20 protein-coding genes, 2 tRNA genes and 1 pseudogene are annotated in these 25,173 nt (G+C 69.1%); 11 read left to right on the forward strand and 12 right to left on the reverse strand.

Annotated elements, in window-relative coordinates; all coding sequences use genetic code 11:
- The first annotated feature begins 155 nt into the window (after window positions 1–155).
- The 3 genes from AB3X07_RS13010 (at window position 156) to AB3X07_RS13020 (ending at window position 5,329) form a co-directional block, all read left to right on the forward strand.
- Window positions 156–1,829: a hypothetical protein gene (locus tag AB3X07_RS13010; protein WP_369939019.1), complete on the forward strand. Its 1,674-nt coding sequence runs from the start codon at window positions 156–158 to the stop codon at window positions 1,827–1,829.
- 115 nt (window positions 1,830–1,944) lie between these two features.
- The gene (locus AB3X07_RS13015) at window positions 1,945–3,138 is read left to right on the forward strand and encodes a DUF3142 domain-containing protein (protein ID WP_369939020.1); all 1,194 of its coding nucleotides are present in this window, start codon (window positions 1,945–1,947) and stop codon (window positions 3,136–3,138) included.
- Window positions 3,125–5,329, forward strand: coding sequence for a hypothetical protein (locus AB3X07_RS13020; protein WP_369939021.1), 2,205 nt, complete (start codon window positions 3,125–3,127; stop codon window positions 5,327–5,329). The genes AB3X07_RS13015 and AB3X07_RS13020 overlap by 14 nt, the downstream gene beginning before the upstream one ends.
- Before the next feature lie 322 nt (window positions 5,330–5,651).
- On the opposite strand, the gene AB3X07_RS13025 is transcribed toward AB3X07_RS13020, so the two are convergent.
- Window positions 5,652–5,960, reverse strand: a complete 309-nt coding sequence (locus tag AB3X07_RS13025; RefSeq protein ID WP_369939022.1) for a hypothetical protein — start codon at window positions 5,958–5,960, stop codon at window positions 5,652–5,654.
- Window positions 5,961–5,969: 9 nt separating this feature from the next.
- Entirely contained in the window at window positions 5,970–6,542 is a 573-nt protein-coding gene (locus AB3X07_RS13030; protein WP_369939023.1) for an STY0301 family protein, read from the reverse strand.
- A 158-nt stretch (window positions 6,543–6,700) separates the two neighbouring features.
- Between AB3X07_RS13030 and AB3X07_RS13035 the strand changes: the two genes are divergently transcribed.
- Entirely contained in the window at window positions 6,701–7,096 is a 396-nt protein-coding gene (locus AB3X07_RS13035; protein ID WP_369939024.1) for a DUF2628 domain-containing protein, read from the forward strand.
- Window positions 7,097–7,254: 158 nt separating this feature from the next.
- Window positions 7,255–9,420 carry a TonB-dependent siderophore receptor gene (locus AB3X07_RS13040; RefSeq protein WP_369939025.1) on the forward strand — a complete coding sequence of 722 codons (2,166 nt, stop codon included), beginning with the start codon at window positions 7,255–7,257 and terminating at the stop codon, window positions 9,418–9,420.
- Window positions 9,421–9,660: 240 nt separating this feature from the next.
- Here the strand turns inward: AB3X07_RS13040 and AB3X07_RS13045 are convergent.
- A tRNA-Cys gene (locus AB3X07_RS13045) sits at window positions 9,661–9,734 on the reverse strand.
- 377 nt (window positions 9,735–10,111) lie between these two features.
- Here AB3X07_RS13045 and AB3X07_RS13050 point away from each other — a divergent pair.
- From AB3X07_RS13050 to AB3X07_RS13065, 4 genes and pseudogenes are all read left to right on the forward strand, one after another.
- Window positions 10,112–11,311 (forward strand): hypothetical protein, encoded by a 1,200-nt coding sequence (locus AB3X07_RS13050; RefSeq protein WP_369939026.1) that lies wholly within the window; start codon window positions 10,112–10,114, stop codon window positions 11,309–11,311.
- 303 nt (window positions 11,312–11,614) lie between these two features.
- On the forward strand, window positions 11,615–11,821 hold the full coding sequence (locus AB3X07_RS13055; RefSeq protein WP_369939027.1) for a hypothetical protein: 207 nt from the start codon (window positions 11,615–11,617) through the stop codon (window positions 11,819–11,821).
- On the forward strand, window positions 11,818–12,711 hold the full coding sequence (locus AB3X07_RS13060; RefSeq protein WP_369939028.1) for an SMI1/KNR4 family protein: 894 nt from the start codon (window positions 11,818–11,820) through the stop codon (window positions 12,709–12,711). Before AB3X07_RS13055 ends, AB3X07_RS13060 begins: the two co-directional genes overlap by 4 nt.
- Window positions 12,712–12,747: 36 nt before the next feature.
- Window positions 12,748–12,951 (forward strand): annotated as a pseudogene (locus AB3X07_RS13065) (TraI domain-containing protein); the annotation flags it as partial.
- Between the two features lie 165 nt (window positions 12,952–13,116).
- Here AB3X07_RS13065 and AB3X07_RS13070 read toward each other — a convergent pair.
- Window positions 13,117–13,581, reverse strand: coding sequence for an STY0301 family protein (locus AB3X07_RS13070; RefSeq protein WP_369939029.1), 465 nt, complete (start codon window positions 13,579–13,581; stop codon window positions 13,117–13,119).
- Window positions 13,582–13,607: 26 nt separating this feature from the next.
- The gene (locus AB3X07_RS13075; RefSeq protein WP_369939030.1) at window positions 13,608–14,783 is read right to left on the reverse strand and encodes a hypothetical protein; all 1,176 of its coding nucleotides are present in this window, start codon (window positions 14,781–14,783) and stop codon (window positions 13,608–13,610) included.
- 14 nt (window positions 14,784–14,797) lie between these two features.
- Between AB3X07_RS13075 and AB3X07_RS13080 the strand changes: the two genes are divergently transcribed.
- Window positions 14,798–15,019: a hypothetical protein gene (locus AB3X07_RS13080; RefSeq protein ID WP_369939031.1), complete on the forward strand. Its 222-nt coding sequence runs from the start codon at window positions 14,798–14,800 to the stop codon at window positions 15,017–15,019.
- Window positions 15,020–15,841: 822 nt separating this feature from the next.
- On the opposite strand, the gene AB3X07_RS13085 is transcribed toward AB3X07_RS13080, so the two are convergent.
- The 7 genes from AB3X07_RS13085 to kdsB all read right to left on the reverse strand — a co-directional run bounded on the left by AB3X07_RS13085 (window position 15,842) and on the right by kdsB (window position 22,570).
- Window positions 15,842–16,168, reverse strand: coding sequence for a hypothetical protein (locus AB3X07_RS13085; RefSeq protein ID WP_369939032.1), 327 nt, complete (start codon window positions 16,166–16,168; stop codon window positions 15,842–15,844).
- A 1,115-nt stretch (window positions 16,169–17,283) separates the two neighbouring features.
- Window positions 17,284–17,359, reverse strand: a tRNA-Gly gene (locus AB3X07_RS13090).
- A gap of 36 nt (window positions 17,360–17,395) precedes the next feature.
- Window positions 17,396–18,031, reverse strand: coding sequence for a CDP-diacylglycerol--glycerol-3-phosphate 3-phosphatidyltransferase (gene pgsA, locus AB3X07_RS13095; protein ID WP_369939033.1), 636 nt, complete (start codon window positions 18,029–18,031; stop codon window positions 17,396–17,398).
- A 9-nt stretch (window positions 18,032–18,040) separates the two neighbouring features.
- Entirely contained in the window at window positions 18,041–19,897 is a 1,857-nt protein-coding gene (uvrC, locus tag AB3X07_RS13100) for an excinuclease ABC subunit UvrC (protein ID WP_369939034.1), read from the reverse strand.
- Window positions 19,894–21,315, reverse strand: a complete 1,422-nt coding sequence (locus AB3X07_RS13105) for a hypothetical protein (RefSeq protein WP_369939036.1) — start codon at window positions 21,313–21,315, stop codon at window positions 19,894–19,896. Before AB3X07_RS13105 ends, uvrC begins: the two co-directional genes overlap by 4 nt.
- Window positions 21,312–21,800: a low molecular weight protein-tyrosine-phosphatase gene (locus AB3X07_RS13110; RefSeq protein ID WP_369939037.1), complete on the reverse strand. Its 489-nt coding sequence runs from the start codon at window positions 21,798–21,800 to the stop codon at window positions 21,312–21,314. The genes AB3X07_RS13105 and AB3X07_RS13110 overlap by 4 nt, the downstream gene beginning before the upstream one ends.
- Window positions 21,797–22,570, reverse strand: coding sequence for a 3-deoxy-manno-octulosonate cytidylyltransferase (gene kdsB, locus AB3X07_RS13115; protein ID WP_369939038.1), 774 nt, complete (start codon window positions 22,568–22,570; stop codon window positions 21,797–21,799). Before kdsB ends, AB3X07_RS13110 begins: the two co-directional genes overlap by 4 nt.
- A gap of 192 nt (window positions 22,571–22,762) precedes the next feature.
- Between kdsB and AB3X07_RS13120 the strand changes: the two genes are divergently transcribed.
- On the forward strand, window positions 22,763–24,967 hold the full coding sequence (locus AB3X07_RS13120) for a TonB-dependent siderophore receptor (protein ID WP_369939039.1): 2,205 nt from the start codon (window positions 22,763–22,765) through the stop codon (window positions 24,965–24,967).
- Window positions 24,968–25,173 lie beyond the last annotated feature (206 nt).

The raw sequence follows: 25,173 nt of genomic DNA on the forward strand, positions 1-25,173 counted from the left end.
GGCGGATGCGGGCCGCGCCCGCAATGGCGCATGCCGGCGTCCGCCGCCCGGTAGGGAAAGCCGCGGCTGGCTCGTCTATCTACCGACGTTCCCGCTGGAGCCGCCGCCGCGCCGCCTCGGCTCCCGCACCACTTTTTTCCCGGAGCATCCGCTGCATGCAAACCCTGATCCAGCGCGGCATGGCCGCCCTACGCCAGGACGACTTCGCAGGCCTGTACCGGCTGTGGTCCGGCTCGACCGTCTTCGGCCACCTGCAGGAGCACGACCTCCATCGCCTGATGCAGCGCTGCGACGAACGCATCCAGGCCGCGCCCACCGATGCCTGGCCCTGGCTGCTGCAATGCATGCTCTACCTGGACCGCAGCGAGCACTTCGACCGCGACCGCGCGCGGGCGCTGCGCCGTGTCGCCGAGTGGGCCAATCACGCGATCGGCCTGGACCCGGACAACGCCGCCGCGCACCGCCTGCTCGGCAGCGCGCACTACTGGCTGGACGAACCGGACGCGGCGATCCCCGCCTACCGCGCATCGCACGCGCTGCAGCCGCAGGTGGACCTGCAGGTTCGCCTGTTCGAGATGGAAGCGCTGCCGGCCGGCCAGTCGCCGCAGCAGCTGCAACTGGATTTCCGCGACAGCGACGCCTGCGGCTACTACGGCGCCGGCGTCTCCATCGGCAAATGGAAGCACGCGCGGATGGATCCGGCCGACGCCGGCTACATCGATGCGATGCAGTTCGCACTCTACGAGCACTGCACCACGCTGTTCCGGCAGGCCCTGGAACGGGGCGATGCCGCCACCTGCAACACCGACACGCACACCTTCGCGATGTGCTGCAACAACCTGGGCACCCTGTACATGGACCGGGGCCTGCACGCGCAGGCCCAGGCCATCCTCGAAGAGGGACTGCGCCACAGCCAGTTCCAGTTCCTGCACCAGAACCTGCGCCAGGCCTACCGCAACCAGGGCATGCGGGCCGAAGCGGCGGAACTGTCGCTGACCCTGATGATGGACTACGACCTGGACACCGCGCTGTTCCTGGATTGCGCGCAGACGGCGTGCAGCCACCTCAACCGCGTCGGCCGCTACGCCGATGTGCTGGAGATCGCCGATGCGGCGCAGGAGGAGTTCGAGGCGCTCGGCGCGACCGCCCAGGCCGATCCGGAGCTGCTGCGGATGTACGCGCTGGTGCAGGCGCACCACCGCCTCACCGCGGCGCGGGCACTGGGCCGGCTGCAGCCGGAGCAGGTCGACATCGCCCTGGCGCAGGCGGCGGCGCAGGCCAACCCGCACGACCTGGACACGCTGTTCGTGCAGGCCAGCGCACTCGGCGAGGCGCAGGCGTACGCCGCCGCGGTCGAGGCCTACGCCGCCCTGATCGCGCAGGCCGCGCAGCAGCGGGATCTGCAGGCGCTCCAGCGCGCACGGCACGGCCGCGGCTATCTGCTGCTGTACTATCTGCCGGACGCCAAGGCGGCGTTGCAGGATTTCCTCGCCGTGCAACGCGACGGCACCGACGACTTCTACACGCACTACTACCAGGCCAACTGCCATTACGTGCTCAAGGACTACCGCAGCGCGCTGTCGGCCTGCGACGCGGCACGCGCGCTGCTCGACGAGGCCTTGCTGCAGGCGGACTCCGGCTCGGCCGCGCAGCTGTACATGATGGAAGCCAATTGCCACATGAACCTCGGCGCCTATCCCGCGTCGGTCGCCGCCTTCGAGCGCTCGCTGGCGCTGCACGACCGAGAGGACGTCCGCGAGACCTACGAACTGGCCCGGCAACTGGCGGCCAAGCCGAAGAAGGGCCTGTTCGGACGACTGTTCTCGTGAGCGCGCGCGCATGAGCCGCATTCGGCCCGCTGCCTGCGCCGCTGTGCGTTCCGCGGTGGCGCCGTTCGCCCCCTGTGGCGCCGCGCGACCGCGCGCGTCCTGATTCGACGGCAAGATGCTGCGCCGTCTGCTCCTCGGCCTGAGTCTGCTGCTCGGTGGCTGTACAGCGTCGGCGCCGGCACCGGCGCCGCTGGAGCAGCAGGTCTACGTCTGGCAGCGGCAGTGGAGCGGCGCGCACGCCGCCGTGCTGGCGCAGACCCGCACGGATTTCTCGGCGCTGCGCGTGCTGGCGCTGCAGGCGCACCCGCGCGCCGGCTGGGGCCGCGCCGCCCCGGATCTGCGGCAGCTCGCCGCCGATGGCCGCCCGGTGATCGCGGTGGTGCGGCTGGATGGGCAATTGCCGGCGCTGGACACGGCGCGGATCGACACCGAGGTCCTGCACCTGGTCCGCGACTGGCGCGGTGCCGGCGTCGCACTGCGCGGCGTGGAGATCGACCACGACTGCGGCACCGCACGCCTGCCCGCCTATGCGCGGTTGCTGCGGCAGTTGCGCCGTGCGCTGCCGGCGGAACTGGCGCTGAGCATCACTGCCCTGCCGGCCTGGCTGGACAGCCCGGTGCTGCCCACGCTGTTGCGCACGGTCGATAGCTCCGTGCTGCAGGTGCACGCGGTGAGTGCGCCCGCCACCGGCCTGTTCGACCCGGCACAGGCGCGGCGCTGGGTCGACCGCTATGCCGGGCGCAGCGACAGGCCATTCTGGCTGGCCCTGCCGGCCTACGGCGTGGCCGTGGTCGAGAGTGCGGATGCCACGCCGCTGATCGAAAGCGAAGCGCCGCTGCCGGTCGCCGGCGCGCGCCGCGAACTGCGCGTGTCGCCGCAGCAAGTGGCCGCCTTCCTGGGCGAGCTGCGCACGCGCCGCCCGCCGCACCTGGCCGGCGTGGTCTGGTTCCGCCTGCCGCTGCCGGGCGATCGCCGCGCCTGGCCGCTGGCGACCCTGCAAGCGGTGGTGCACGGCCGGCCACTGCAGGCGGCGTTGCAGGTGCAGGCCAGCGGCAACGGCGCGCTGTACGACCTGACCCTGGTCAACCGCGGCAACGCCGCGGCCCCGCCGCCACGCCGCATCGTCCTGCGCGGCGGCGACTGCGAGGCCGGCGACGCGCTCGGCGACTACCGCTTGCAACTTTCGGCGCCGGCGCCGAGCTTCGTCCGCGCGCCGCACTCCCCGCCCCTGGCCGCCGGAGAACGCCGTGCGCTAGGCTGGATCCGTTGCCGCACCCTGCCTACAGGTTCCTTCGATGTCCTGCCCTGAGTTCCGGCGCGCGAGCGTGTTCGCCGCCGTGTTGGTCCTGCTGCCGCTGGGCGGCGCCCGCGCCTGCGGCCCGGATTTTCCGTACCGCCTGCTCGACGACCGCGCCGGCGCGCTGGCGACCTTGCCGGAAGGCAGCTTCGCCCAGGAGGCGCAGCGCCTCGGCGCGCCGATCGCCGGCCTCGGCCGTGCCAGCGACGCGACGCTGCGGCGCTACTGGGACGCCGGCACGCAGTTCCCGCAACAGCGCGTCGATGTCGAACGCACGCAACTGGGCGCCGCGCGCGCCGCCCGCATCGAGCAGTTGCGGGCGCTGCACGACGCGCAGCGCGCCGAGCGCGACGGCGCCGACCTGCCGCCGGAACTGCGCCTGTACACCGCCGGCGCGGTGGCGTTCGCGCAGGGCGAGTATCCGCTGGCGGCGGACTACTTCCGCCAGGTGCTGGCCCTGCCCGCGGCGCAGCGCCGCGCGCGCAGCACCTGGGCCGCCTATTCGCTGGGACGCAGCCTGGCGCTGGCCGCCGACGGCGCGCTCGCCGGCGACGCCGCGGCGCAGCGGCAGGCGTACCGGCAGCAGGCGCGCGAGGCATGGCAGCAGACGCGCGCTTTGCGCATCGCCGGATTCGACGATCCGCTGGAACTGGGCATCGCCAGCCTCGGCGAGGAAGCGCGCCTGCTGCTGGGCACGGGCGACTGGACCGGCGCGATCGACCTGTATGCCATCCAGGCGGCGCAGGGCTCGGACACCGGCATGAGTTCGCTGAAACAGTTGGCCGCCCAGCTCGCCAGCCTTGGCGATGCGCAACTGGCGCCGCTTTTGCGGCAGCAGGCGGTGCGCCGGCTGCTGATCGCCAAGCTGCTCAGCAACACCACCGCCTTCGACACCGATGACGCCGCCGGCAACACCCTCACTTCGGCGCGCTTCCTGCGCCTGCTGCACGACGCCGGTATCGACCCGGTCGAGGACGCCGACCGCCTGGCGGCGCTGGCCTATCGCCAGGGCGACTACGCCGGCGCCGGGCGCCTGCTCGCGCACGCCGGCGACAGCGGCCTGGCCTGGTGGCTGCGCGCCAAGATGGCGGTGCGCGACGGCGATGCCGCGCGCGCCGGGCAGGCTTATGCGCAGGCGGCGCGGCGCTTCCCTCGGGACGAGGAATGGGGCATGCGCCACGACGACGACGACGAACACGAGGCCTTCAAGCCGCAGTGCCGCATCGAAGGCGAAGCGGCGATCCTGGCCTTGCAGCGCGGCAGCTACCTGGAAGCGTTCGCGCAGCTGTACCGCAGTGGCGAGGTGTACTGGGAAGACGCCGCCGCCGTCGCCGAGCGCGTGCTCACGGTGCAGGAACTGCAGGACTACGTGGATCGCAACGTCCCGGCCGCGCCGCCGACCGCCGCCGGCGTGACGCTGGAGTACTGGGAGCGGCCGCCGGCATTGAAGCTGCGCGAACTGCTGGCGCGCCGGCTGATGCGCGCCGGCCGCTACGACGATGCATTGCCTTACTTCGCCCAGGCCGAACTGCGCGAAGCGGCGCGACGCTACGGCGACGCACGGCGCGACGCCGCCTCGGCCTGGACCGGCATCGGCCGTGCCGAGGCCAACTATCGCGCCGCGCTGATCGCACGCCGCAACGGCATGGAAGTGCTGGGCTACGAACTGGGGCCGGACAATCGCGTCTACGCCGGCAACTACGGCGAAAGGACGCCGCATGCGCAACTGCGCCCCGGCGGCCTGATCTCCGCCGCCGAAGCGCAACGCTGGGATGCCACCGCCGCACAGCCCTATCAGCGCTATCACTACCGCTGGATCGCCGCCGCCCTGGCCGACCGCGCCGCCGACGACCTGCCCACGCGCAGTCAGGCCTACGCCGCGGTCCTGTGCCTGTCCACCGATTGGATGATCAATCTCGACCCGGCGCAGGCGCGCCGTTCCTACCAGCGCTACATCGCGCACGGCGCGCTCAATCCGCTGACAGGCCAAGCCTATCCGTTCGGCGTGGGCGCCTGCGAGACGCCGAATTTCGAAGGCGCGCGGCGGCGCCTGTGGAGCGACCGCTGGCAGGCACTACGCAACGCCGTGCACACGCACCGTCTCGCCCTGGGCGCGGCGTGCCTGGCGCTGCTGGCTGCGACGATCTGGTACGTGCGTCGGCGCAAGCGACGCAACGGCGACGCCGCCGCGCCGCAGGCCTGAGGCGCACGCCGCGTCCTGAACGCACTCCGGTGCGCGGCAGAAGACGCTGCGCCGCATCGGCGGCCCCATCGCCGCCTTGAGCGTGGCGCGTGGCGCGCCGCGGTAGGGATCGCCCACGGTCGCTCGTCTTTTCAACAGACCTTCTTCCGCGAGCCGGACCCGTGTTCAGCGCACGCGGCGCCGGCCGCCTCGTCGTTCTGGACCGACCGTTCTCCCGATGCAGCATCCCACTACGCGCGACAAGGACGTCACCGCCCGCGGCCAGCGCCGCGCGCACGCGCGTCCGCCTCACGCGTGCGCAGGCGCCGCCTGCGCGCCGCGCTCAATTCCAGCAGCCCCAGGCGATGCAGGCCAGCACCATCGACCCCAGGCAGCACAGGCGCACGCTGCGACGGCGACTGCACAACGCATGCAGCGCCTGCAGCAGCAACAGCGCGCCCAGAATGCACAGGCCGACCAGGCGCCCGTTGCCGCTGTCCTGAAAGCCAGCCGAGGAAACGTCCGGATCGGTGCCGTCCACCCAGGCGTACGGGCTACCGGAAACGGCATACAGCAGCAGCATGCCGATCGCGTAGGCGCTCCAGGCCAGCGCTTGCGCGGCGATCGCCACGGCGCGACGCGACAGTCTCATTGCCCGCCCTCACTCGCACTCGAACGCGACACCGGCCACGCCGGCGGCGGCGGCCTTGGCATCGCGCAGCGTCGTGGACCGGCAGCGCGCGACGTCATCGGGAACCCGCTGCGACAGCACGACATGGCCTTGCGGGCCGTAGGTGCACGCCAGATAGATCCCGCGCGGATCGGGGGTTTCGAATTCCCAGACGGACACGCCCGAGTCGACGGGACGCTGGCTGTCCGCATTGCGCTCCATCAGCACCGCTTCTTCCCGCGGAGGACCGGAGTACACGCCAGCCGAGTAGAGCTTCAACACGTCGGCGGCCAGTTCCAGTTGCGCGCCGGCCGGCAGCGCCGGACTGCGCAAGGCAGCGGACTCCACGGACAGCCCTCCCGGACACCGCAATGCCTTCGCGGCCGCGACGGGCGCCGCCGGCTCCGCGGCGGCGGCGGGCAGGCACATGCCGGCGATCCACAGCGACAGCGCCCAACGCACCATCGCACCACATGCCACTGCCGTCATTGCCTGCTCCTTCGTCGCGTCCTTGTGCCTGCCGACAAGGACGCGCGTCCGCGTCGGCTGTTCCCGTGCGCGCATGCCGCAGAACAGGCATCGCGCGGCGTCGGTTGGCGCATACGGTGCACGCGCGACAGCGAAAGGTCAACGCGGCGCAACGCAATGCCGGCCGTGCGCGCGACACGCTGACGGCGCCTTCGGCTTCCCGATCCATTCCACCCGCAGAGCAGACCACGACGATGCAAAACACCACCCACGATTACAGCCAGTACAGCCCGAAGTGGCAGTTCCGCTTCAACTTCTACGACACCCATGGCGAGCCCAAGTCGCCGACCTTCAAGGAGGCGATGAAAGCGCTGCCGTTCCAGGAGAAACTGCGCCTCAACATGAACTGGTTCGCCTTCTTCTTCGGCTTCATCTACATGTTCGTGCTCGGCCTGTGGCGCAAGGCGCTGGTGCTGCTCGGCATCGGGCTGGGTTTGGGCATCGTGACCTTCTTCCTTCCGGAAGCGGCCGGCCGCGCCTTCGGCCTCGCCTACTCGCTGCTGGTCGGCATGACCGCCAACTACGCTTATTATCTGGACAAGGTGAAGGGCAGCACCAGTTGGAACCCGTTCGAAGGCATCCGCTGGTAACCGGCCCTCGCGCCAGCGCCTTGCATGCGCATCGATCCGCCGCCAACGGCGGCGGATCCCCATCCTCCCCTCGCCACCCAGGCCCGCGCCCAGGCAGCCCTTCCTCCGCCCGCGCGCACTCGTTCGTCGCGCAGGCATCGCCACGAAGGAGTCGCCTGATGTCGTCCACCGTTCCACCACCGCCGTTCCCGCGTCGCGCCGGCCGCCTCGCACCGCTCGCCGCCGCCCTGGCCGTCCTCGCCAGCACCGGCCCGCGCCCCGCGCACGCGCAAGCCGATCCCACCACCCTGCCCACGCTGCTGGTCAGCGAACGCAGCGCGCCCGTCGCGCGCGGCAACACCGCCACCAAGACCGACACCAGCCTGCTGGAAACGCCGCAATCGCTGTCGGTGATCGACGACGCGCGCATGCAAACCCAGGGCGCACTGAATCTCAAGGACGCGCTGAGCTACACGCCCGGCGTGATCCCCACCCGCTACGGCACCGACTCGCGCTACGACTGGATCTCGCTGCGCGGCTTCGACGCCTACGCGCCCGGCTTCTATCTGGATGGGATGGCGCTGCGCAACAACGGCAACTGGGGCATCTGGCCGATCGAGCGCTACGGCGCCGAGCGCATCGAGGTGCTGCGCGGACCGGCCTCGGTGCTGTACGGGCAGAGCGGCCCGGGTGGGCTGGTCAACGCGATCAGCAAGCGCCCCACCGCCGCGCCGCTGCGCGAGGTGCAACTGCAGTTCGGCGATCACCAGCGTCGGCAACTGGCCGGCGACCTGTCCGGGCCGCTGAACGCGGACGGCACCGTGCTGTACCGGCTCACCGCGCTGGCGCGCGACGCCGAACTGCCGGCCGGCGGCATGCGCGACGACCGCCGCTTCCTGGCCCCGGCACTGACCTGGGCGCCCAGCGACGCCACCCGCCTCACCCTGCTCTCGCAGTTCGGCCGCACGCGCGCCGGCGTGTACCTGCGTATGCGCCCGGCGGTGGGGTCGCTGGTGCCGACCGCGATCGGCACCTACCTGCCCAGCCGCCTGTTCGAGAGCGATCCGCACTACAACCGCTTCGACCTGGACACGGCGATGGTCGCCGCGCTGTTCGAACACCGCGTCAACGACAACCTCAGCATTCGCCAGAACGCGCGCTACGGCCGGCTCAAGGTCGACTACCGCAGCGTGCAGGGCCGCGGCTTCGTGATCGCCGATCCCGCCGACCCGCTGGATCCGGCCAATTTCGCGAAACTGCGGCGCACCGCCTCGGACAGCAGGGAAACGGTGCAGGCGCTGAACCTGGACAACCAGGTCGAGCTGCGCCTGCACGCCGGCAGCGTGCAGCATACGTTGCTAGCCGGACTGGACTACCAACGCACGCGCATCGACCAGGTCAGCCACAGCGGCGGCACCACCACGCCGCTGGACATTCGCCACCCGGTCTACGGCGATCCGGTGCAGATGCCCGCGCCCTGGTACGACGGCATCGCCACGCTGAGCCAGACCGGGCTGTACGTGCAGGACCAGATCCGCTGGCGCGAGCGTTGGCTGCTCACCGTCGGCGCGCGCTACGACCGTGCCGAAAGCCGCGTGGACAACCGCCTGGACGGCAGCCGCGGCAGCATCGTCGAACGCAAGGCGAGCAAGCGCGCCGGCCTGACCTACGTGGCCGAGAACGGCTGGGCGCCGTATCTGAGCTACAGCGAATCGTTCGTGCCGACCGCGATGCGCGACCCGCGCAGCGGCCGCGCGTTCCGCGCGGAAACCGGCCGCCAGTACGAAGCCGGCCTGCGCTTCCAGCCCGACGGCGGCACGCAGACGTACAGCGCCGCCGTGTTCGATCTGCGCCGGCGCAATTACCTGACCTACGATCCGGACTTCATCCCGCGCCAGACCGGCGAAACCCTGGTACGCGGCCTGGAACTGGAGACGTCGCTGCAGCCACTGCCGCACTTGCACGTCGTCGGCTCCTACACCTACACCCCGACGGTCGAAGTCACCGCCAGCAGCAATCCGCGCGAACTGGGCAAGCCGCTGTCGGCGGTGTCACGCCACGCCGCCGCGTTGTGGGCGGACTACCGCTTCGACAACGGCATCCGCGTCGGCCTCGGCGCCCGTTACACCGGCGCCAACCGCGGCGACCTGGATGCCGCACGCGCCGAGGTGCCGGCGTTCACCGTGTTCGATGCGCTGCTCGGCTACGACCTCGATCGCTGGAACCTGGCCTTGAACGTGCACAACCTCGGCGACAGGACCTACCTCAGCAACTGCGACGCCTACGACAACTGCTACTACGGCGAGCAGCGGCGCGTGACGGCCACGGCCACCTATCGCTGGTGAAGCGGCGCGGGCGCGATGGCGATGCGTGCCGTGCGTCCACGGCATGCGCCGCGAGGCCAACGCCGCGCTGCGCATACCACCCTGCGGCGCCGGACGTCTTGTTTGGCGCCACGGGCTCCATGGATGCCCACGCCGACGCAATGGCGGTGCCGGCACGCACGTACCACGATTGCGGAACACCGCGGCGAATTCCGGAACGGAAAAGGGCCGCGAAAAGCGGCCCAAGTCGTTGTTTCTAGATGGAGGCCTGGGTCGGAATTGAACCGGCGTACGCGGATTTGCAGTCCGCTGCATAACCACTCTGCCACCAGGCCGGTGGACTGACGTCTTGCCGCGGCGCCTGAGGGCGCCCGACAAAAACAAAGCCCCGCTGCCGGGGCCTGGCGACGGACGTGGACGATGCCTGACGGCTCCTATCCAACACATTGATTCAAAAGGTCTTTTTGAACCAGCCCGACGCATGACGGACTGCATTGTGTACCAAGCCCCGCGGCTTGGCAAGCCTGCTCCGCGCATGTGCATGCGCGCGTGCGCGGCGCGATGCGGGCGCGGCACCTGCGCTGAACCAGCGGCGCGACTGGAATGCCGACCACAGCGCGGCAGCGGCGGCGGTAGACAAGCGCCGCAGCGCGCGAGTCCGCACGCTCGTGCGCTCTAGCATGCCTCCACACACACGAAACGAGACATCGCCATGAACCGATGGACACGCTGGAGCGCGGTCGCCCTGTGCCTGGCCGCGAGCGCGAGCGCCACCGCCGCCGCGCAGACCTGCGCGCTGCGCGCGCAGACCGTGGACCTGCCGCTGGCCTCCAAGGCCACGCCGAAATTCGCTTACCAGGTGCGCGTGCAGCTCGGCAGCGATGCCGACGGCGACAGCGGCGGCAGCCAGGTGCTGGAGGTGGATACCGGCTCCACCGGCGTGGTGGTGCCGCTGAGCGACGCGCTACGCAGCGCCTGGGACGCCTCGACCACGCCCGGCCACATCTTCTACTCCAGCGACAGCAAGTATCACCCGGGCAAGTACGTGGACGTGCCGATGCGGCTCGGCGTCTCCCCCGATGGCACGACCGCGGCGGCGCGCGTCGACCACATCACCGTGCTCGCCGCGCAGTGCACCTGCGATGTCGCCGGCGTCGCGCGGCAGCCCAAGCCGCTGGCGCAGGTGCCGGCCACGTGCGCTGGCTACAACGGCAGCCCCGCGCTGAGCAGCAGTACGCAGGTGCTGCGCAACTGCGCCACGATCTCCTCCAGCTTCGGCATGATGGGCGTGGGCTACGATCGCGGCGTCGACCCCGCGCGCAATCCCTTCCTCAACATCGCACCGATGCGCGCGAAGGCCATGAGCCCCGGCTACATCTTCGGCGCCAAGCGCATCACTCTGGGCGTCAGCGCGGATGCGCTGAAGCACTTCGCCCTGGTCCCGTTGCAGCGCGGTCCGTCCAGCGCCGGCGTGCCGGGCGACTGGCAGGCGCCCACCGCCTGCGCCAGCTTCCCGGACAGCGGCAGCGACTACCGTGTCTGCGGCAAGCTGCTGCCGGACACCGGCGTGTCCTACATGATGCTCAACCCGGTGGTGCCGCCGCAGGTCCCCGCCGCCTTGCAGCAGACCGTGGCGGACGCCACCGACCCGCCGCGGACCTCGCGCGTCGTGCCCGACAAGACCCAGCTTCGGCTCGACGTCGTGGACGCCGGCGGACGCGCGGTGTTCGGTTACGGCTTCGCGGTCGGCGACGGCCAGCCGGCAACGCCGGACAGCGTGCAGTGGCGCGGACCGCTGCAGGCGCCGCCGGCGCACATCAACAGCGGCCGGCACCTGCTCGCCGCGGGCGACTATGCCTACGACGCGGACTGCGGCCGCGCGGGGTTCCACGCCACCGCGAAACAACACTGAGCGGTGCGCCCGTCCCGCGTGGACGGGCCGCGCCATCGTGCTGCTGACGATCCCACGCCCCCATCCACGCGATGCGGCGCGGATGGGCGGCCCCGCGTACCTTCCGCTACAACGCCGAATACGATGCCCGGCGCAACGATCCGCGCAACGATCGCGCCTTCAACGGGGAGCCGCGAACGGATCGCGCGCCCACCCACTGGCTTCCCATCACTCCAAGGCGAGCGTTTCGCCATCCCGTGGCTGGCCTTGCGCCGCAATCGTCAGCAATAATCGATCCAAGGACGACGGACACGGAACAAAAGGATGCATCTACAGCTCGGCACCTCCGGCGACGCAGGCCATGCGCAGCCATCGCAACCACTGCGCGAACACCTGAGTTCAGTCAGGACGTTGCGCCACGGCCATGCGCGCCCGAATCCGCCGCAGCGCAAAACGCGCAGCCACGACGACGGCATCGCCTCCGCGCGCGATGTCGCGCCGGGCCACCGCCGTCGACAGTGCCGTCCATGAGCGCGCTGTCCGGGTTCGAGGCCCTGTCGCGTGAGACCGGCATCGCGCTGCCGCCATTGCTGCACGCGCTGCTCGCCAGCGGCAACACCACCTATTTCCCGCAGTGGTTCGATGCGTGGAAGGACCCCGAGCAGCCACGCGTGGTGCCCTTCCTCAGTTGGTGGGACTACGAGTGGATCGATGCCGAAGAAAGCGCACACGGGATCGCCAGGTGGCTGCACCCCGAAGCACAGGAAGGCCGCCGCTTCCTGCCGTTCGCCCAATCCGGCGCCGGCGATCTCTACTGTCTGGTGCCCGACGACGCCGGCAACGTCGGGGTCGCCCTGGCATGGCACGACAACGACCGCTGCAAGATCGGGCACCGCACGTTCGACGATTTCGTGTATGCGCGGTATCTGGAGACGCTGGGCGATGCCAGTCACCTGACCGACGACTACGGCGACCTGACCGCCGCGGCGATCGCCGCCGACATCCGCAGCGTGAGCGGCTTGATGGACCCGCAGCGCGGCGAACGGCTGCGCCAGTTGTGCCAACGCCCGCTGGTACTGCACGATCTGCGTCGCGGCCCCAGAGCCTGCGTCGAGCAGGTTCCCGCCTTCATCTCGCAGCAGGAACTGGAAGGGTATCTCGCGGAACTCGCCGAAGCGCTGCCGCCTTTCACCATCACGATGCGCTATGAGATGGCGGCACGCGACCATGGCAGCGCCGCATCGCCTCCACCGCCACCGCCGCCACCGCCACCGCCCGATTGGCTCGAACTGGCGAAACAGCCAGGCACCAAGATGCAGGCGATCCGCGCCTACCAGCAGGAATGCGCCTGCACGCTGGCGGAGGCGAAACAGGCGATCGACGACTTCCTCGCCTCGGCGCGGGAGAACCGACTACCCTGATGCTTCAGCACGTAGCGCGCGCGCCCGGCGACGCTCCCTGCCAAGGCCTTGGCACCCCGCCACACTTTCCGGCGCAAGCTGCTCGATGGCCGGTGTCATCTGTTGCGTGCTCAACTCAAGCGCAACAAACCCGAAGCGTCCGATGGCTGACTGAGGCAGGACGCTCTCTGGCCGATCAGCAAGGCCCTATCGGGCAAGATGCGGGCGCATCTGCAGTCCCAAGGCATGGATGGCATCCCGATGAGTCGCAGATCGTGACGAGCCATCGGCCATCGATTGCCACAGGCTAGCAAATGGCCTCACAGGTCATCGTTTGACCTGGCAGAAGTCTCCGACCTCGATGAAAGGCAGACTGGAGCACTTCGCCTGCGCCGCAATGCACTCGCCGCGGCGACGGCAAGACACTCATTCGCACTCGAAATGAATGTCGATCGGATGATGGTTGCGGTCCTCGCGCGTTCTTGCCATGCAGGACCGGATGTCGTCGCTGGCGCGCTTGTAGACTTGCACCGCGCCAGCGGCACCGTATTCGCACACCAGATAGATTCCGTAAGGATCCTTGCGGTCGAATTTCCAGAAGGCCACCGAGACCCCGGATGATGCCTGCTCCTCGCCACTGTCGGAGATCAGCGAGGCCAAATCGCGCGGGTGCCCCGAAAAGACCGCCATGGAGAAGAATGGCAGCGACGTGGCGCCCTTGAGAATGACCTGGGTCCCTTCGGGTACATCCTGGGCATGCAGTACGGTCTCTGAAACGGTGAGCGATGTCGGGCAGTCCAGGGTGTCCTTGGCCAACGCCACGTCGCAGAGGAACAGCCCAGCCAGCGACAATGCCGCCATCACCGTGGCGGAAAAATGCTTGAATGACACGCGAATGCTCCTGGATGTCACTGGGTTTATTGTTTGGAGTGCAACGGTGGCAACAGGTGCACGAGCGCAATAGGCTGCGCGACGCCATCCGGGTGGCACTGGCGAAGGCGCTCGGTCTCCGCAAGCGCCTCGGCCTGCTCCCAGGTCACCCGGATCAATGCATACCGATGACGCGACACCGACTGGGTCGGCCCGGTATCGATCGCGCTGTACCCCGAAAGGCAGTCCGAGGCGGCCCTGGCCAGCCGTGCCGCGCTCAGGGTGCGGTAGAAGCCCGCGACGACGGCCTGCACCTGCGGCGGCGCGGGCTCTTCGGAAAACACCCGATCACGGGCATCCCACGTCAGTTGGCGAGCGGACACGGTATCCGCCGCATCGTCATAGGGAGAAAAAAACAGCGAGACGTAGACAGGCGCGTGGCGTTTGGGGAGCGCGACCCAGGACACATAGGGCCCCTGCGGTTCTGCCTTGGACCACGCCACCTTCAACTCTCCAGACACCGCCGCCAACAGGACATGGTGACGCTTCGGATGCTCGAATCCCGCGGTCTGCGTCACGAGCAGCGCGTGGGCACCTGTCTGCTCGCCCCGCCCCAGCGGCACCACATCGGCAGACACGGCGACCTGATCCTCCTCCTCGCCTGTCATCCATACACGCGGCAGAGCAGCCCCAAAAAAAGCGATGGGGTCAGCGGTGTACGCTCGGGCATCGGCTCCCCAAGCCGGCGCGCTCGGCGCGTTCCACATCAACCTGACTGCAGGCTTGTCACTGCCGCCCTTTGCGCTTCTTCCCGCTGTTTCTCCTTCCGATGGTCTTGCGAGCAGGCGCACTTCAAAAGGGCATGCGGCACCGTCACATGGAATCAGGGAGAGCTCGTAGGTCAGCAGGCGCCGACCGTCGGGCGCAACATCTGCGGGAAGAGATTCGAGCACTTGCCGGACCGGCGCGTCGGCCATGACGTGGTCAGCCGGCGCCGAAATCCGTTCCGCGTCGGCGACATGCCCCACACCGACCACATCATCGGCGGCGAAAGCGGGACTGGCGGCGTGCAGGCCGCACATCATCGCGGCCGCGGCAAAGGCGACCGCTTGTGCGATGCGAAGCACTTGCGCTAGCAGCACGTGGAGCACTCCTGGTTCATCCGCGGCTCGGCGCGATGCCTGAGCCAGCAGGGATGCAAGTTGTCCTTCGGCCAGCCCCATGGTGCCTCTTCCCTATGTCTTCCGATGCCAAGCCGTTCCACTGGGCGATCCCCTGCCGAGGAATCGGCCCCATCGGCATGACGACTCCATCCAGATTTCGGGAGAGTGAAGGTTACCCAGACCGGATCGAGGCTGAAGTTCGCCAGGCCCCGCACCTCGATCTCGCGCGCGACGTCGACACGACGGCCATCGCCCGGGAACCCGATCGTATCGCCGAGCTCATGGTGCCTGGCTGAGGGATGAAATGACATTCCATGAAGATGGATTTTCAAGGCATGAACTTGCTTTTCCGATGGAGGAGCGGCTGTAAAACCCAATGATTGCGACATCGGACTCTTCTGATTTCCATTTGGAAGACGAACGAGAGGCCGGCTTCCCCACCCGCAACAGTCGACATGGGGCCGTCATCTAGTGCCCCTTCCAATCAAGCGCCGGATCGTGAAAACCACCGCACCTTTCTCGACACAGATGTCGTCCCGACCGACGAGGACATCGAGACCAGTACGTATCTCGTCAGCCGCCCTTGGGTGGAGCACATGCTTGCGTAGTGCCGGCGCATAGTCATCCGGGTGAGCGTTGCTGCATTCAACCCACACGCCCTTGAAGAGAGCAGTCAGGGCCGGGACCGCCTGCCCGCCGCCTCACGCCGAGCTCGCCACCAGCACCGACGCCAGCCCGCTCCGGTCAAGGGTGTAGTCCCTGCCGACTGTCCTGGTCCGCCGCACGGCAGTAGCTGTCGACGCCATCGACATTTCGCCCGGGCCGCTGGGCACCAACCTGGCCGAGACATCAACAACAAGATCAGAGCCATCAAACGCACGACCCACGGCTACCGCGATGACACCTACGTCTTCCTGAAGATCAGGGCCGCTTCCCAGGACTTGGGTGGAACCAAGAAAAAAAGGCCCTTCATCTGCCGATGAAAGGCCTTTCGTTTCAAAACTGATTCAGGGCCGGAGTGTATTTCTCCCAGTCCTCCCTCAGCTCCCGGGCCACAGCCTGGCGAAGTCGAACGAGGTCAGCAGCAAGCGCTTGCCTGGGTCAGCGGGCGAAACCGGTCAAGGTGTGTAGCCCCACGCCGCGATGATGGATTGCAACATCGCTTGATTCGTCGGGTTCGTGGTCACGCCCGGACATGTCATCAGATAGGTCCGGCGTGCCGCGGCCGTGGCCGGCGGGTTGAAAGCCGGGCTCCATACCTGGATGGCGTGGAAGACCGCGATCGGCGCTGTACATTGGGGACTCGGAGCACCTGCGCCAGTCACGCTGGCCATGCAAAGAAAGACCGAGCAAGGATCGGGCGCCTGGGCGCGAGCAGGAGTGCTCAAGCCAAGGCCTAAAGCCGCAGCCAGCGCGAGAGTAGCGGAAACGGTGCGTAGCTTCATGATGAATACCTCCATGGTAGTGGTTGAAACGACGTGCTTGTCTTTGGGCGACTTGTGATCAGCGTGGCTCCGCGGGACAACGCCGGCGCCGCTTGCCATCTATGACGTCAGCTGGATTAGGCAATGCGTGATTCTCGGCATGGCGGGCAGCTTTAGTCGGTTCGTGGAAGCGGACGGCGCGGCCCAAGGGATGCGGTGCAGTTGTATCAAGTCTTCCGCTCGAAGGTGGGTATAGCGCTCCAGCATCTGCATAGCAGCCATGAGTGCTCCACAATACGGCCCGCGCCGCATTACTTTACCGAAACTATAGCTGACCACAACTTCAGAAAACCTTCCGGGGGCGAAACCGGGCAGGCCAGCGATTCAAATATTTGATTTTATTAAATATTTTCGATTCTCCCGCCTTGCCGCAGCAACTGCCGTGGCGGACACCGGTCACCGTGAACGAAGGCAGGCGCTCGGTCGCCGGTGCATTTGCAATGCCCAGCGTGACGCCCGGACACGCACCCCATGCCATCTGATGATGTCAGCGACATGCGAGGCAAGCATTGATCTTCGAGGTTGCGGCGCAACTCCCGCTGCGGGACATGGCCGGCTCGCACAGCATGCATTCGCGAGCGACCACCGCGCTGTCCGGAGGCGAGTGCTTCCACCCCACCACCCCCATCCCGGGGTTGCGTGCTTTCCCCTGACGGCTCTGGCCCGGCTCTCGGATCAGGGGCTACGCCACGCGTTCCTTGCGCGATCTGCCAGGGTGCCGGTCAGCCCGGTCAGCGGTAGCGTCGAGTGTCGGACTTGCACAACGAACGCCTTGCGGCAGACAGGGAATCGCCGCAGCGGGGGTCAGACTCTCCCACCCTACTGCCACATCGCTCACCGGCAAAGCGGCAGGCGGTGACCGCACAGTCCGGACTTAGGCACGATGCCGCCGGTCATCCCGATCCAACCCCAGCAACGCCCGCAACCGGCACAGCCACATTCCTTGGCCTGAGTTTGGCCTCAAGAACGTCAATTACCCATGGGTTTGCGTGGCGTTTGCTGAAACGCAAAAAGGAGCCGAAGCTCCTTTTTGTGTACGGCCTACAGACGTCACTGCAGGTCTGTAGATCACTATTTGGAGCGGGAAACGAGACTCGAACTCGCGACCTCAACCTTGGCAAGGTTGCGCTCTACCAACTGAGCTATTCCCGCTTGAGGCCGCGAATTCTACCGGGTACGCGCAGGCTGTCAACCGTTGCCTTCGATTTTCTTCGCGTTCTTTTCCGCCACCGCCGCGCGCTCGTCGGCGCGCAGGCTGGGCCAGGCCGCATGCAGGTACTGGATGCCCGACAACAGGGTCAGGATCGACGCGATCGCCAGGGTCCAGTCGCCCACGTGGAAGATGAACGCACCCATCCACACGCTCTCCGGCGGCGCGCCGTCGGGCATCACCGAGTACAGCAGGCACAGCAGCGCCACCATCTGCGCGGTGGTCTTGATCTTGCCGATCATCGCCACCCGCACCTTGGCGCGCTGGCCGATCTCGGCCATCCATTCGCGCAGCGCCGACACCGCGATCTCGCGGCCGACGATCACCGCCGCCCAGAACGCCATCCACGGCGTCGGGTGGCCCTGCACGATCAGGAACAGCGCCACCGCCACCATCAGCTTGTCCGCCACCGGATCCAGGAACGCGCCGAACGCGGAGTACTGGTGATAGCGCCGCGCCACCCAGCCGTCCAGCCAGTCGGTGAAGGCGGCCAAGCCGAAGATCGCCGCCGAGGCGAAGTTGGTCCAGGTGTACGGCAGATAGAACACCAGCACCAGCACGGGGATCATCAGGATCCGCAGCAGCGTGAGCCAGGTGGGGATGGTCAACTTCATTGCGCTGCTCTACTCGCCTGCCGAATCGGGTACCGGCAGTCCGTGCAGGTTAGCGTAGATTCGCGCGGCCAGTGCGTCGTTGATGCCCTCCACGCGCGCGATCTCCGCTTCGCCGGCGGCTTTCAGCCCGGCCAACCCGCCGAAATGCTTCAACAGGCTGGCGCGGCGGCGCGGGCCGATGCCGGGAATGTCCTCCAGCTTGCTGGTCATGCGCGCCTTCTGGCGCCGTCCGCGGTGGCCGGTGATGGCGAAACGGTGCGCCTCGTCACGCACCTGCTGAATGAACTGCAGCGCCGGCGAAGCCGCGCCGGGACGCAGTTCGCGCCCGTCCGGCATCACCAGCGTCTCGTGGCCGGCGCGGCGTTCGGCGCCCTTGGCCACGCCGATCACCAGGATGCCCTCCACGCCCAGGTCGGCGAGCGCGGCGTTGGCCTGCGCCAACTGCCCGGCGCCGCCGTCGATCAGCAGCACGTCGGGCAGCACCACGTCGGCCTTGTCGCCTTCGGCGGCGCGGCGGAAGCGGCGTTCGATCGCCTGCCGCATCGCCGCGTAGTCGTCGCCCGGCTCGATGCCGCTGATGTTGTAGCGCCGGTACTGGCTGCGCACCGGGCCGCTGGCGTCGAACACCACGCAAGAAGCCACAGTGGCCTCGCCCATGGTGTGGCTGATGTCGAAACATTCGGCGCGCTTGACCGGCTCGGCCAGCCCCAGCATCTCGCGCAGCGCTTCGCTGCGCGCATGCTGCGCGTTGCGGCTGGTCAACTCGTTGGCCAGCGTGGCCTGCGCGTTGCGGCTGGCCAGTTCCAGGTAACCGGCGCGCTCGCCGCGCACGTTCCATTTCAACTGCACCTTGCGCTCGGCGGCCGAGGCCAGCGCCGCCTCGATCAGCTCGGCGTCGGGGATCTCGCGGTCCAGCAGCACCTCGCGCGGCGGCGGCTGCTCGGCGTAGTACTGCGACACGAAGGCGCCCAGCACTTCGGCGGCGCTGTCCTCGCCGTTGGTCTTGGGGAAGAACGCGCGGGTACCGAGATTGCGGCCGTCGCGGAACGCCAGCAGCAGCACGCAGGCGTTGGCGCCCTGCATCGCGCAGGCCAGCACGTCCAGGTCGGCGGCGCGGCCGTCCACGTACTGTCGGCTCTGCATGCTGCGCAGCGAGCCAAGCAGGTCGCGCAGGCGCGCGGCGCGTTCGAACTCCAGTTGTTCGCTGGCCGCCTGCATCGCCTGCACCAGCTCCTCGCCGAGCTGGTCGCTGCGCCCGTCCAGGAACATCGTCGCGCGGCGCACCGATTCGGCGTAGTCGTCGGCCGCCACCAGCGCCACGCACGGCGCGCTGCAGCGGCCGATCTGGTACTGCAGGCACGGCCGCGAGCGGTTGCGGAACACGCTGTCCTCGCAACTGCGCAGCTTGAACAGCTTGTGCATCAGGTTCAGCGTCTCGCGTACCGCGGTCACGCCCGGATACGGACCGAAGTAGCGACCGGGTACCGCGCGCGGGCCGCGGTGCAGCGCGATGCGCGGCCACTCCTCGCGGGTCAGCAGCACGAACGGATAGCTCTTGTCGTCGCGCAGCGACACGTTGTAGCGCGGCGCCAGCGACTTGATCAGCTGGTTTTCCAGCAGCAGCGCCTCGCCCTCGCTGCGGGTCACGGTCACGTCCATGCGCGCGACCTGGGCCAGCATCGCCATGGTCCGCGCGTTCTTCGGCGAGGCGCTGAAATAGCTGGACACGCGCTTGCGCAGCGCGCCGGCCTTGCCGACGTACAGCAAGGTATCGTCGGCCGCGTACATGCGGTAGACGCCGGGTGCGGTGCTGAGGTTGGCGGCGAAGGCCTTGCCGTCGAACGCGGGGTGCGGGGTCGCGGTCATTCGTTGATCGGCACGTCGCTCAGTTCGCCGCTGGCGATGTCGTAGCGCAACACCGCGTGGGCGTCGGTCTCGGCGATCCATACCGCGCCGGCGCTCACCGCCAGCCCGGCCGGGCCGTGCAGGCGCCGCGGCAGGACCGTGGTCGACAGGTCGCCGCCACCCAGGCGCAGGCTGCGCAGGCTGCCGTTGCCGCTGTCGGCGATCCACAGCAGCGGCGCGTCCGGACTCAGCGCGATCGCCTGCGGGAACTGCAGCCGCGCGCGACTGCGCGGGCCGTCCTCGTTGCCGAAATCCCACGGGCCCTGCCCGCCGAGCAGGGTCTGCACCAGGTCGCCGCGCAGTTGCAGCGAGCGCACCGCCGAGCCCAGCGCATCGCACACGTACAGCGCCTGCTGCACCGCGGCCAGGCTGCACGGCTGCGCGAACGCGGCCAGGTGGCCGCTGCCGTCGCGTAGCTCCAGCACGCCCGCACCGGCACGCCAGCGCAGGCTGCGCGTACCCAGTTCGTAGCTCCAGATGCGGTTGTCGCCAGCCATCGCGATATGCACCTGGTTGTCGGCCACCACCACGTCCTGCGGGTGGTTCAACGGCGCCTGTTGCGGCAGTTGCACCGGCCCCTCGACCGGCTCGCCGGCGCGGCCGTTGCCGCACAGGGTATCGACGTGGCCGTTGAGCAGGTTGATCCGGCGCAGCGCGTGGTTGCCGGTGTCGGCGACGTACAGCACGCCGCGCTCCAGTGCCAGGCCGCGCGGGCGGTGGAAGGCGGCTTCGCCGACGCCGCCATCGATGAAATCGGCGGTGCCCAGCCCGAACTGACGCAGCACGCGGCCGCCGGTGGTGCATTCGAGGATCCGGTGATGGCCGCTGTCGGCGACGTACAGGCGATCCTCGGCCACGGCCAGGCCGACCGGGAAGCGCAGGGTCAGGCGCGGCTCGGGCTGGGTCTCGCGCGGCTGGCGCAGTTCCTCGTCCGGCGGCAACGTTTGCCCGGCGCACAGCGCGGCGAGCGCCCGGTCCAGATCGGCGCCGCCGGTGCCGACCAGCCGCTCGCGTTCCTGGCCGCCGGCGTCGATCAGCAGCAGCGTCGGCCAGGCCTGCACACCGAAACGCTGCCAGGCGGCCCAGTCGGCGTCGAGCAGGATCGGGGCCGACACGCCCTGGCTGCGCAGCAGCTTCAGCGCCCGCTGCGGTTCGCGCTCGCAGTCGAAGCGCGGCACCTGCACCACGATCAATTGCAGGCGTCCGGGATTGCGTGCCTGCCACTGGCCGAGTTCGGCCAGGCGCTGCGCGCACCACGCCGAGGCGGCGTTGACGAAGGCTAGCACCAGCGCCCGGCCCTGCTGCTCGCGCAGCGTGGACGGCGCCGCGTTGAGCCAGAGACCGGACTGCGGCAGTTCCAGGGCGGCGATCGAGTTCATCGCTCGATTATGCCGGAGCCGCCGTCTAGGGAGAGTCGCGTCACGCTGCGCGCCGCGGCCTCGTCCACGAGGGCCCAGACCTCCTCGAATTGCGCGCTGCCGCCGGTGTAGGGATCGGGGATCTCGCGACGGCCCTCCATCCCGGCCCAGGGCAGCCACAGCGCGATCCGTTCGCGCGCGGCATCCGGCGCGCGCTGGCGCACATCGCGCAGGTTGGCCGCGTCGGCGCACAGGATCCAGTCGAACCCGGCGAAGTCGGCATCGCGCAGTTGCCGCGCGCGCAGCCCGGCGATGTCTACGCCATGGCCGCGGGCGCAGGCGATGGCGCGCCGGTCCGGCGGCTCGCCGCGATGCCAGCCGCCGGTGCCGGCCGAATCCACCTGCACCTGGCCAGCCAGCGGCGAGCGCTCCAGATGATGGCGCAGCGCGCCCTCGGCCATCGGCGAGCGGCAGATGTTGCCCAGGCAGACGAGCAGCAGCTTCATGCCAGGCTGCGCAGGTGCGCCTCGGCGCGGGCCAGGTCCTCGGGGGTGTCGACCCCGGGCGGGAACGGCGCCGGCGACAGCGCCACGGCGATGCGGAAGCCGGCTTCCAGCACCCGCAGTTGCTCCAGCGCCTCCACCTGTTCCAGACCGCCCGGCGGCATCGCCGCGAAGCGGCGCAGGAAGCCGGCGCGGTAGGCGTAGATGCCGATATGGCGCAGCCACGGCCCCGGCGGCAGGTGCGTGCGCGAGGCGGCGAAGGCGTCGCGATGCCACGGGATCGGCGCGCGGCTGAAGTACAGCGCATCCCCATTGGCGGCACGCACCAGCTTGACCACGTTCGGATCGAACAGGCTCTCGGCCGACTCCACCGGCGTGCCCAGCGTGGCCATGTCCGCGCCGCTGGCGGCCAGCGCCTGCGCCACCGCGACGATGCCCGCCGCCGGCGCGAACGGCTCGTCGCCCTGCAGGTTGACCACCAGGGTGGCGTCGTCCCAGCCGGCGATGTCGGCGCATTCGGCCAGGCGGTCGGTGCCCGAGGCGTGCGCCGTCGAAGTCAGCGCGACATGCACGCCGTCCAGGTCGGCCACCGCCGCGGCGATGCGCGGATCGTCCGCGGCCACCCAGACCTGCTGCGCGCCGGCGGCGAGCGCGCGGCGCGCCACGTGCCGCACCAACGGTTCGCCGCCGAGCGCGCGCAAGGGCTTGCCGGGCAGGCGCGAAGCGGCATAACGCGCCGGCACGGCGACCACGAAGGGGGGCGGCGCGCTCATGCGGCGCCCGCGCCCGGGGTCATGGCTGAACGCTGGAACTCAGGAAACCGAAACATGCGTTGATCTTTCCTCATCACTTATTGAGAATAGTTCGTATTCGCTAACGCAACGGCAGCCAGCCATCCGCCGATGGCGCGCGCTGCCCACCACGTGGCGCGCCGCCGTTCCCTCCCATTCTATAGATCCCGCCCGATGAACCTTCCCGTCCGTTCCGCCCGGCTCGCCGCACCGCCGGTTTGTGTCCCCGTCCATCGCCGCGCGCTGTGCCTGGCGCTCGCCGCCCTGCTGGCGCCGTTGGCCGCCAGCGCGGCCGACGCGGATGCGAGCACCGCCGACGCGGCCACGACCGGCGACGCCGCGCCGACGCTGCTGGACAAGCTGCAAGTGGTCGCGCAGCGCAGCGACGGCTATACCCCGCCGGCCAGCGCCACCGGCACCGGCCTGGTGTTGAGCCCCCTGCAGACGCCGCAGTCGGTGAGCACGATCGGCCGCGAGCAGATGGACGATTTCGGCCTGGGCAACGCCAACGCGGTGCTGGCCCTGGCGACCGGCGTCAACGTGGAGAAGATCGAGACCGACCGCACCTACTACAACGCGCGCGGCTTCGACATCACCAATTTCCAGGTCGACGGGCTGGGCCTGCCGTTCACCAACGGTGGCGCCGAGGGCGACCTGGACACGGCGATGTACGAGCGCGTGGAGGTGCTGCGCGGCGCCAACGGCCTGCTGTCCTCGACAGGCAACCCGTCGGCGACGGTCAACTTCGTGCGCAAGCGCCCGACCCAGGAACTGCAGGGCAGCGTCGGCGTCACCGCCGGCAGCTGGGACACGCGGCGCGTGGACGCCGACCTGGCCGGCAAGCTCAATCGCAGCGGCAGCGTGCGCGGGCGCATCGTCGCAGCCGGCCAGGACGGCGACAGCTACCTGGACCGCTATTCGCTGAAGAAGCGCAGCGTCTACGGCATCGTCGAAGCCGATCTGAGCGACAGCACCTTGCTCAGCGTCGGCGCCAGCTACCAGAAGAACGAACCCCACGGCGGCATGTGGGGCGCCCTGCCCCTGTACTACAGCGACGGCAGCGCCACCGACTACGCGCGCTCGACCAGCACCTCGGCCGACTGGTCGTACTGGAACAGCACCGACAAGCGCGCCTTCGTGGAACTGCAGCAGGCGCTGGGCGGCGGCTGGCAGCTCAAGGCCGCACTGAACTACCGCAAGCTGGAGTCGGACGGCAACCTGTTCTACGCCTACGGCACGCCGGACCGCGCCACCGGGCTGGGGCTGTACTCCTATCCCTCGCGTTACTTCAGCCACGAGACCCAGAAGTACGCCGACCTCTACGCCAGCGGCCCGTTCGTCCTGGGCGGACGCGAGCACGAACTTGTGGCCGGCGTGAAGTGGGCCGGCATCGACGTCTCGCAGGTCTCCACCTACCCCGATTCCCGCGACACCAGCGCCTGGTTCGCGCTGCCCAGCCTGGAGAACTGGACCGGCGACATCGCCTTGCCGGCGTTCACCACCGCGCCGACCGGCGCGGAGTTCGACATGATCCGCCGCAGCGCCTACGCCACCGCGCGCTGGAACCTGAGCGACGCGCTGAAGCTGATCACCGGCGTCAACCACACCCGGATCGAGAGCCGCGGCCAGAACTACGGCGTGCAGCACGCCTACGACGACAGCGAGACCACCCCGTTCGTCGGTGCGGTCTACACCTTCGATCCGAACTACGCGCTGTACGCCAGCTATGCGGAGATCTTCAATCCGCAGACCGAACTGGACCGCAACCTGCGGGTGCTGGACCCGATCACCGGCAGCAACGCCGAACTGGGCATCAAGGGCCAGTGGCTGCAGCAGCGGGTCAACGCCTCGTTCGCGCTGTTCCGCGCCAAGCAGGACAACACCGCCGAAGCCGACACCTACGTCGGCACGCTGCAGACCTACAAGCCGGTGGACGCGACCTCCACCGGCTACGAGTTCGACCTCGCCGGCCGGCTCGGCGACCACTGGCAGCTCAACGCCGGCTACACCCAGCTGAGCCTCAAGGACGATGCCGGCCGCAACGTGCGCACCTATGTGCCGCGCCGCACCTTCAAGCTCGCCACCACTTACACCGTCCCGCAGTGGGAAGCGCTGAAACTGGGCGCGACGCTGACCTGGCAAGGCGATATCTACCGCGATCAGCAAGCGCTGGATACCAGCGGCAACGAGATCTTCACCCGCCAGAACAGCTATGCGCTGCTCGGGCTGATGGCGCACTACGACTTCACCCCGCAGCTCAGCGCCACGCTCAACGTCTACAACGTCACCGACCGCAAGTACATCAACAGCCTGTACTGGGCGCAGGGCTACTACGGCGCACCCCGTAACACCGCCCTGTCGCTGACCTACAGGTTCTAGCGCAAGCGCCCTGGGGGACCGCGCCGCGGCAAGGCATCGCCGCGGCGCGTGGCGCGTGGCGCGGTCGCGCACGAGCACGATTGCGACACGTGCGCCGGCCGATGGCCGCCGCCTGTTCGCGCAGCGGCCGGACCCCGCCAACGGCGCAGGCGACATCGGCGCGGCCGTGCGCCGCGCGGCTCCATCGCAGGACGCGATATGCCACC

The organism is Xanthomonas sp. DAR 35659 (assembly GCF_041242975.1).
In the GTDB taxonomy this organism is placed as follows: domain Bacteria; phylum Pseudomonadota; class Gammaproteobacteria; order Xanthomonadales; family Xanthomonadaceae; genus Xanthomonas_A; species Xanthomonas_A medicagonis.

What these genes read in the sequence shown, in the direction of transcription:
- AB3X07_RS13040 (WP_369939025.1), top strand. Translation starts at nt 7,255, where the DNA reads ATGTCGTCCACCGTTCCACCACCGCCGTTCCCGCGTCGCGCCGGCCGC.
- AB3X07_RS13055 (WP_369939027.1), top strand. Translation starts at nt 11,615, where the DNA reads ATGCATCTACAGCTCGGCACCTCCGGCGACGCAGGCCATGCGCAGCCA.
- AB3X07_RS13085 (WP_369939032.1), bottom strand. Translation starts at nt 16,168, where the DNA reads ATGAAGCTACGCACCGTTTCCGCTACTCTCGCGCTGGCTGCGGCTTTA.
- AB3X07_RS13110 (WP_369939037.1), bottom strand. Translation starts at nt 21,800, where the DNA reads ATGAAGCTGCTGCTCGTCTGCCTGGGCAACATCTGCCGCTCGCCGATG.
- AB3X07_RS13025 (WP_369939022.1), bottom strand. Translation starts at nt 5,960, where the DNA reads ATGAGACTGTCGCGTCGCGCCGTGGCGATCGCCGCGCAAGCGCTGGCC.
- pgsA (WP_369939033.1), bottom strand. Translation starts at nt 18,031, where the DNA reads ATGAAGTTGACCATCCCCACCTGGCTCACGCTGCTGCGGATCCTGATG.
- AB3X07_RS13035 (WP_369939024.1), top strand. Translation starts at nt 6,701, where the DNA reads ATGCAAAACACCACCCACGATTACAGCCAGTACAGCCCGAAGTGGCAG.
- AB3X07_RS13050 (WP_369939026.1), top strand. Translation starts at nt 10,112, where the DNA reads ATGAACCGATGGACACGCTGGAGCGCGGTCGCCCTGTGCCTGGCCGCG.
- AB3X07_RS13075 (WP_369939030.1), bottom strand. Translation starts at nt 14,783, where the DNA reads ATGGGGCTGGCCGAAGGACAACTTGCATCCCTGCTGGCTCAGGCATCG.
- AB3X07_RS13020 (WP_369939021.1), top strand. Translation starts at nt 3,125, where the DNA reads ATGTCCTGCCCTGAGTTCCGGCGCGCGAGCGTGTTCGCCGCCGTGTTG.
- AB3X07_RS13120 (WP_369939039.1), top strand. Translation starts at nt 22,763, where the DNA reads ATGAACCTTCCCGTCCGTTCCGCCCGGCTCGCCGCACCGCCGGTTTGT.
- kdsB (WP_369939038.1), bottom strand. Translation starts at nt 22,570, where the DNA reads ATGAGCGCGCCGCCCCCCTTCGTGGTCGCCGTGCCGGCGCGTTATGCC.
- AB3X07_RS13030 (WP_369939023.1), bottom strand. Translation starts at nt 6,542, where the DNA reads ATGCGCGCACGGGAACAGCCGACGCGGACGCGCGTCCTTGTCGGCAGG.
- AB3X07_RS13015 (WP_369939020.1), top strand. Translation starts at nt 1,945, where the DNA reads ATGCTGCGCCGTCTGCTCCTCGGCCTGAGTCTGCTGCTCGGTGGCTGT.
- uvrC (WP_369939034.1), bottom strand. Translation starts at nt 19,897, where the DNA reads ATGACCGCGACCCCGCACCCCGCGTTCGACGGCAAGGCCTTCGCCGCC.
- AB3X07_RS13080 (WP_369939031.1), top strand. Translation starts at nt 14,798, where the DNA reads ATGTCTTCCGATGCCAAGCCGTTCCACTGGGCGATCCCCTGCCGAGGA.
- AB3X07_RS13105 (WP_369939036.1), bottom strand. Translation starts at nt 21,315, where the DNA reads ATGAACTCGATCGCCGCCCTGGAACTGCCGCAGTCCGGTCTCTGGCTC.
- AB3X07_RS13010 (WP_369939019.1), top strand. Translation starts at nt 156, where the DNA reads ATGCAAACCCTGATCCAGCGCGGCATGGCCGCCCTACGCCAGGACGAC.
- AB3X07_RS13060 (WP_369939028.1), top strand. Translation starts at nt 11,818, where the DNA reads ATGAGCGCGCTGTCCGGGTTCGAGGCCCTGTCGCGTGAGACCGGCATC.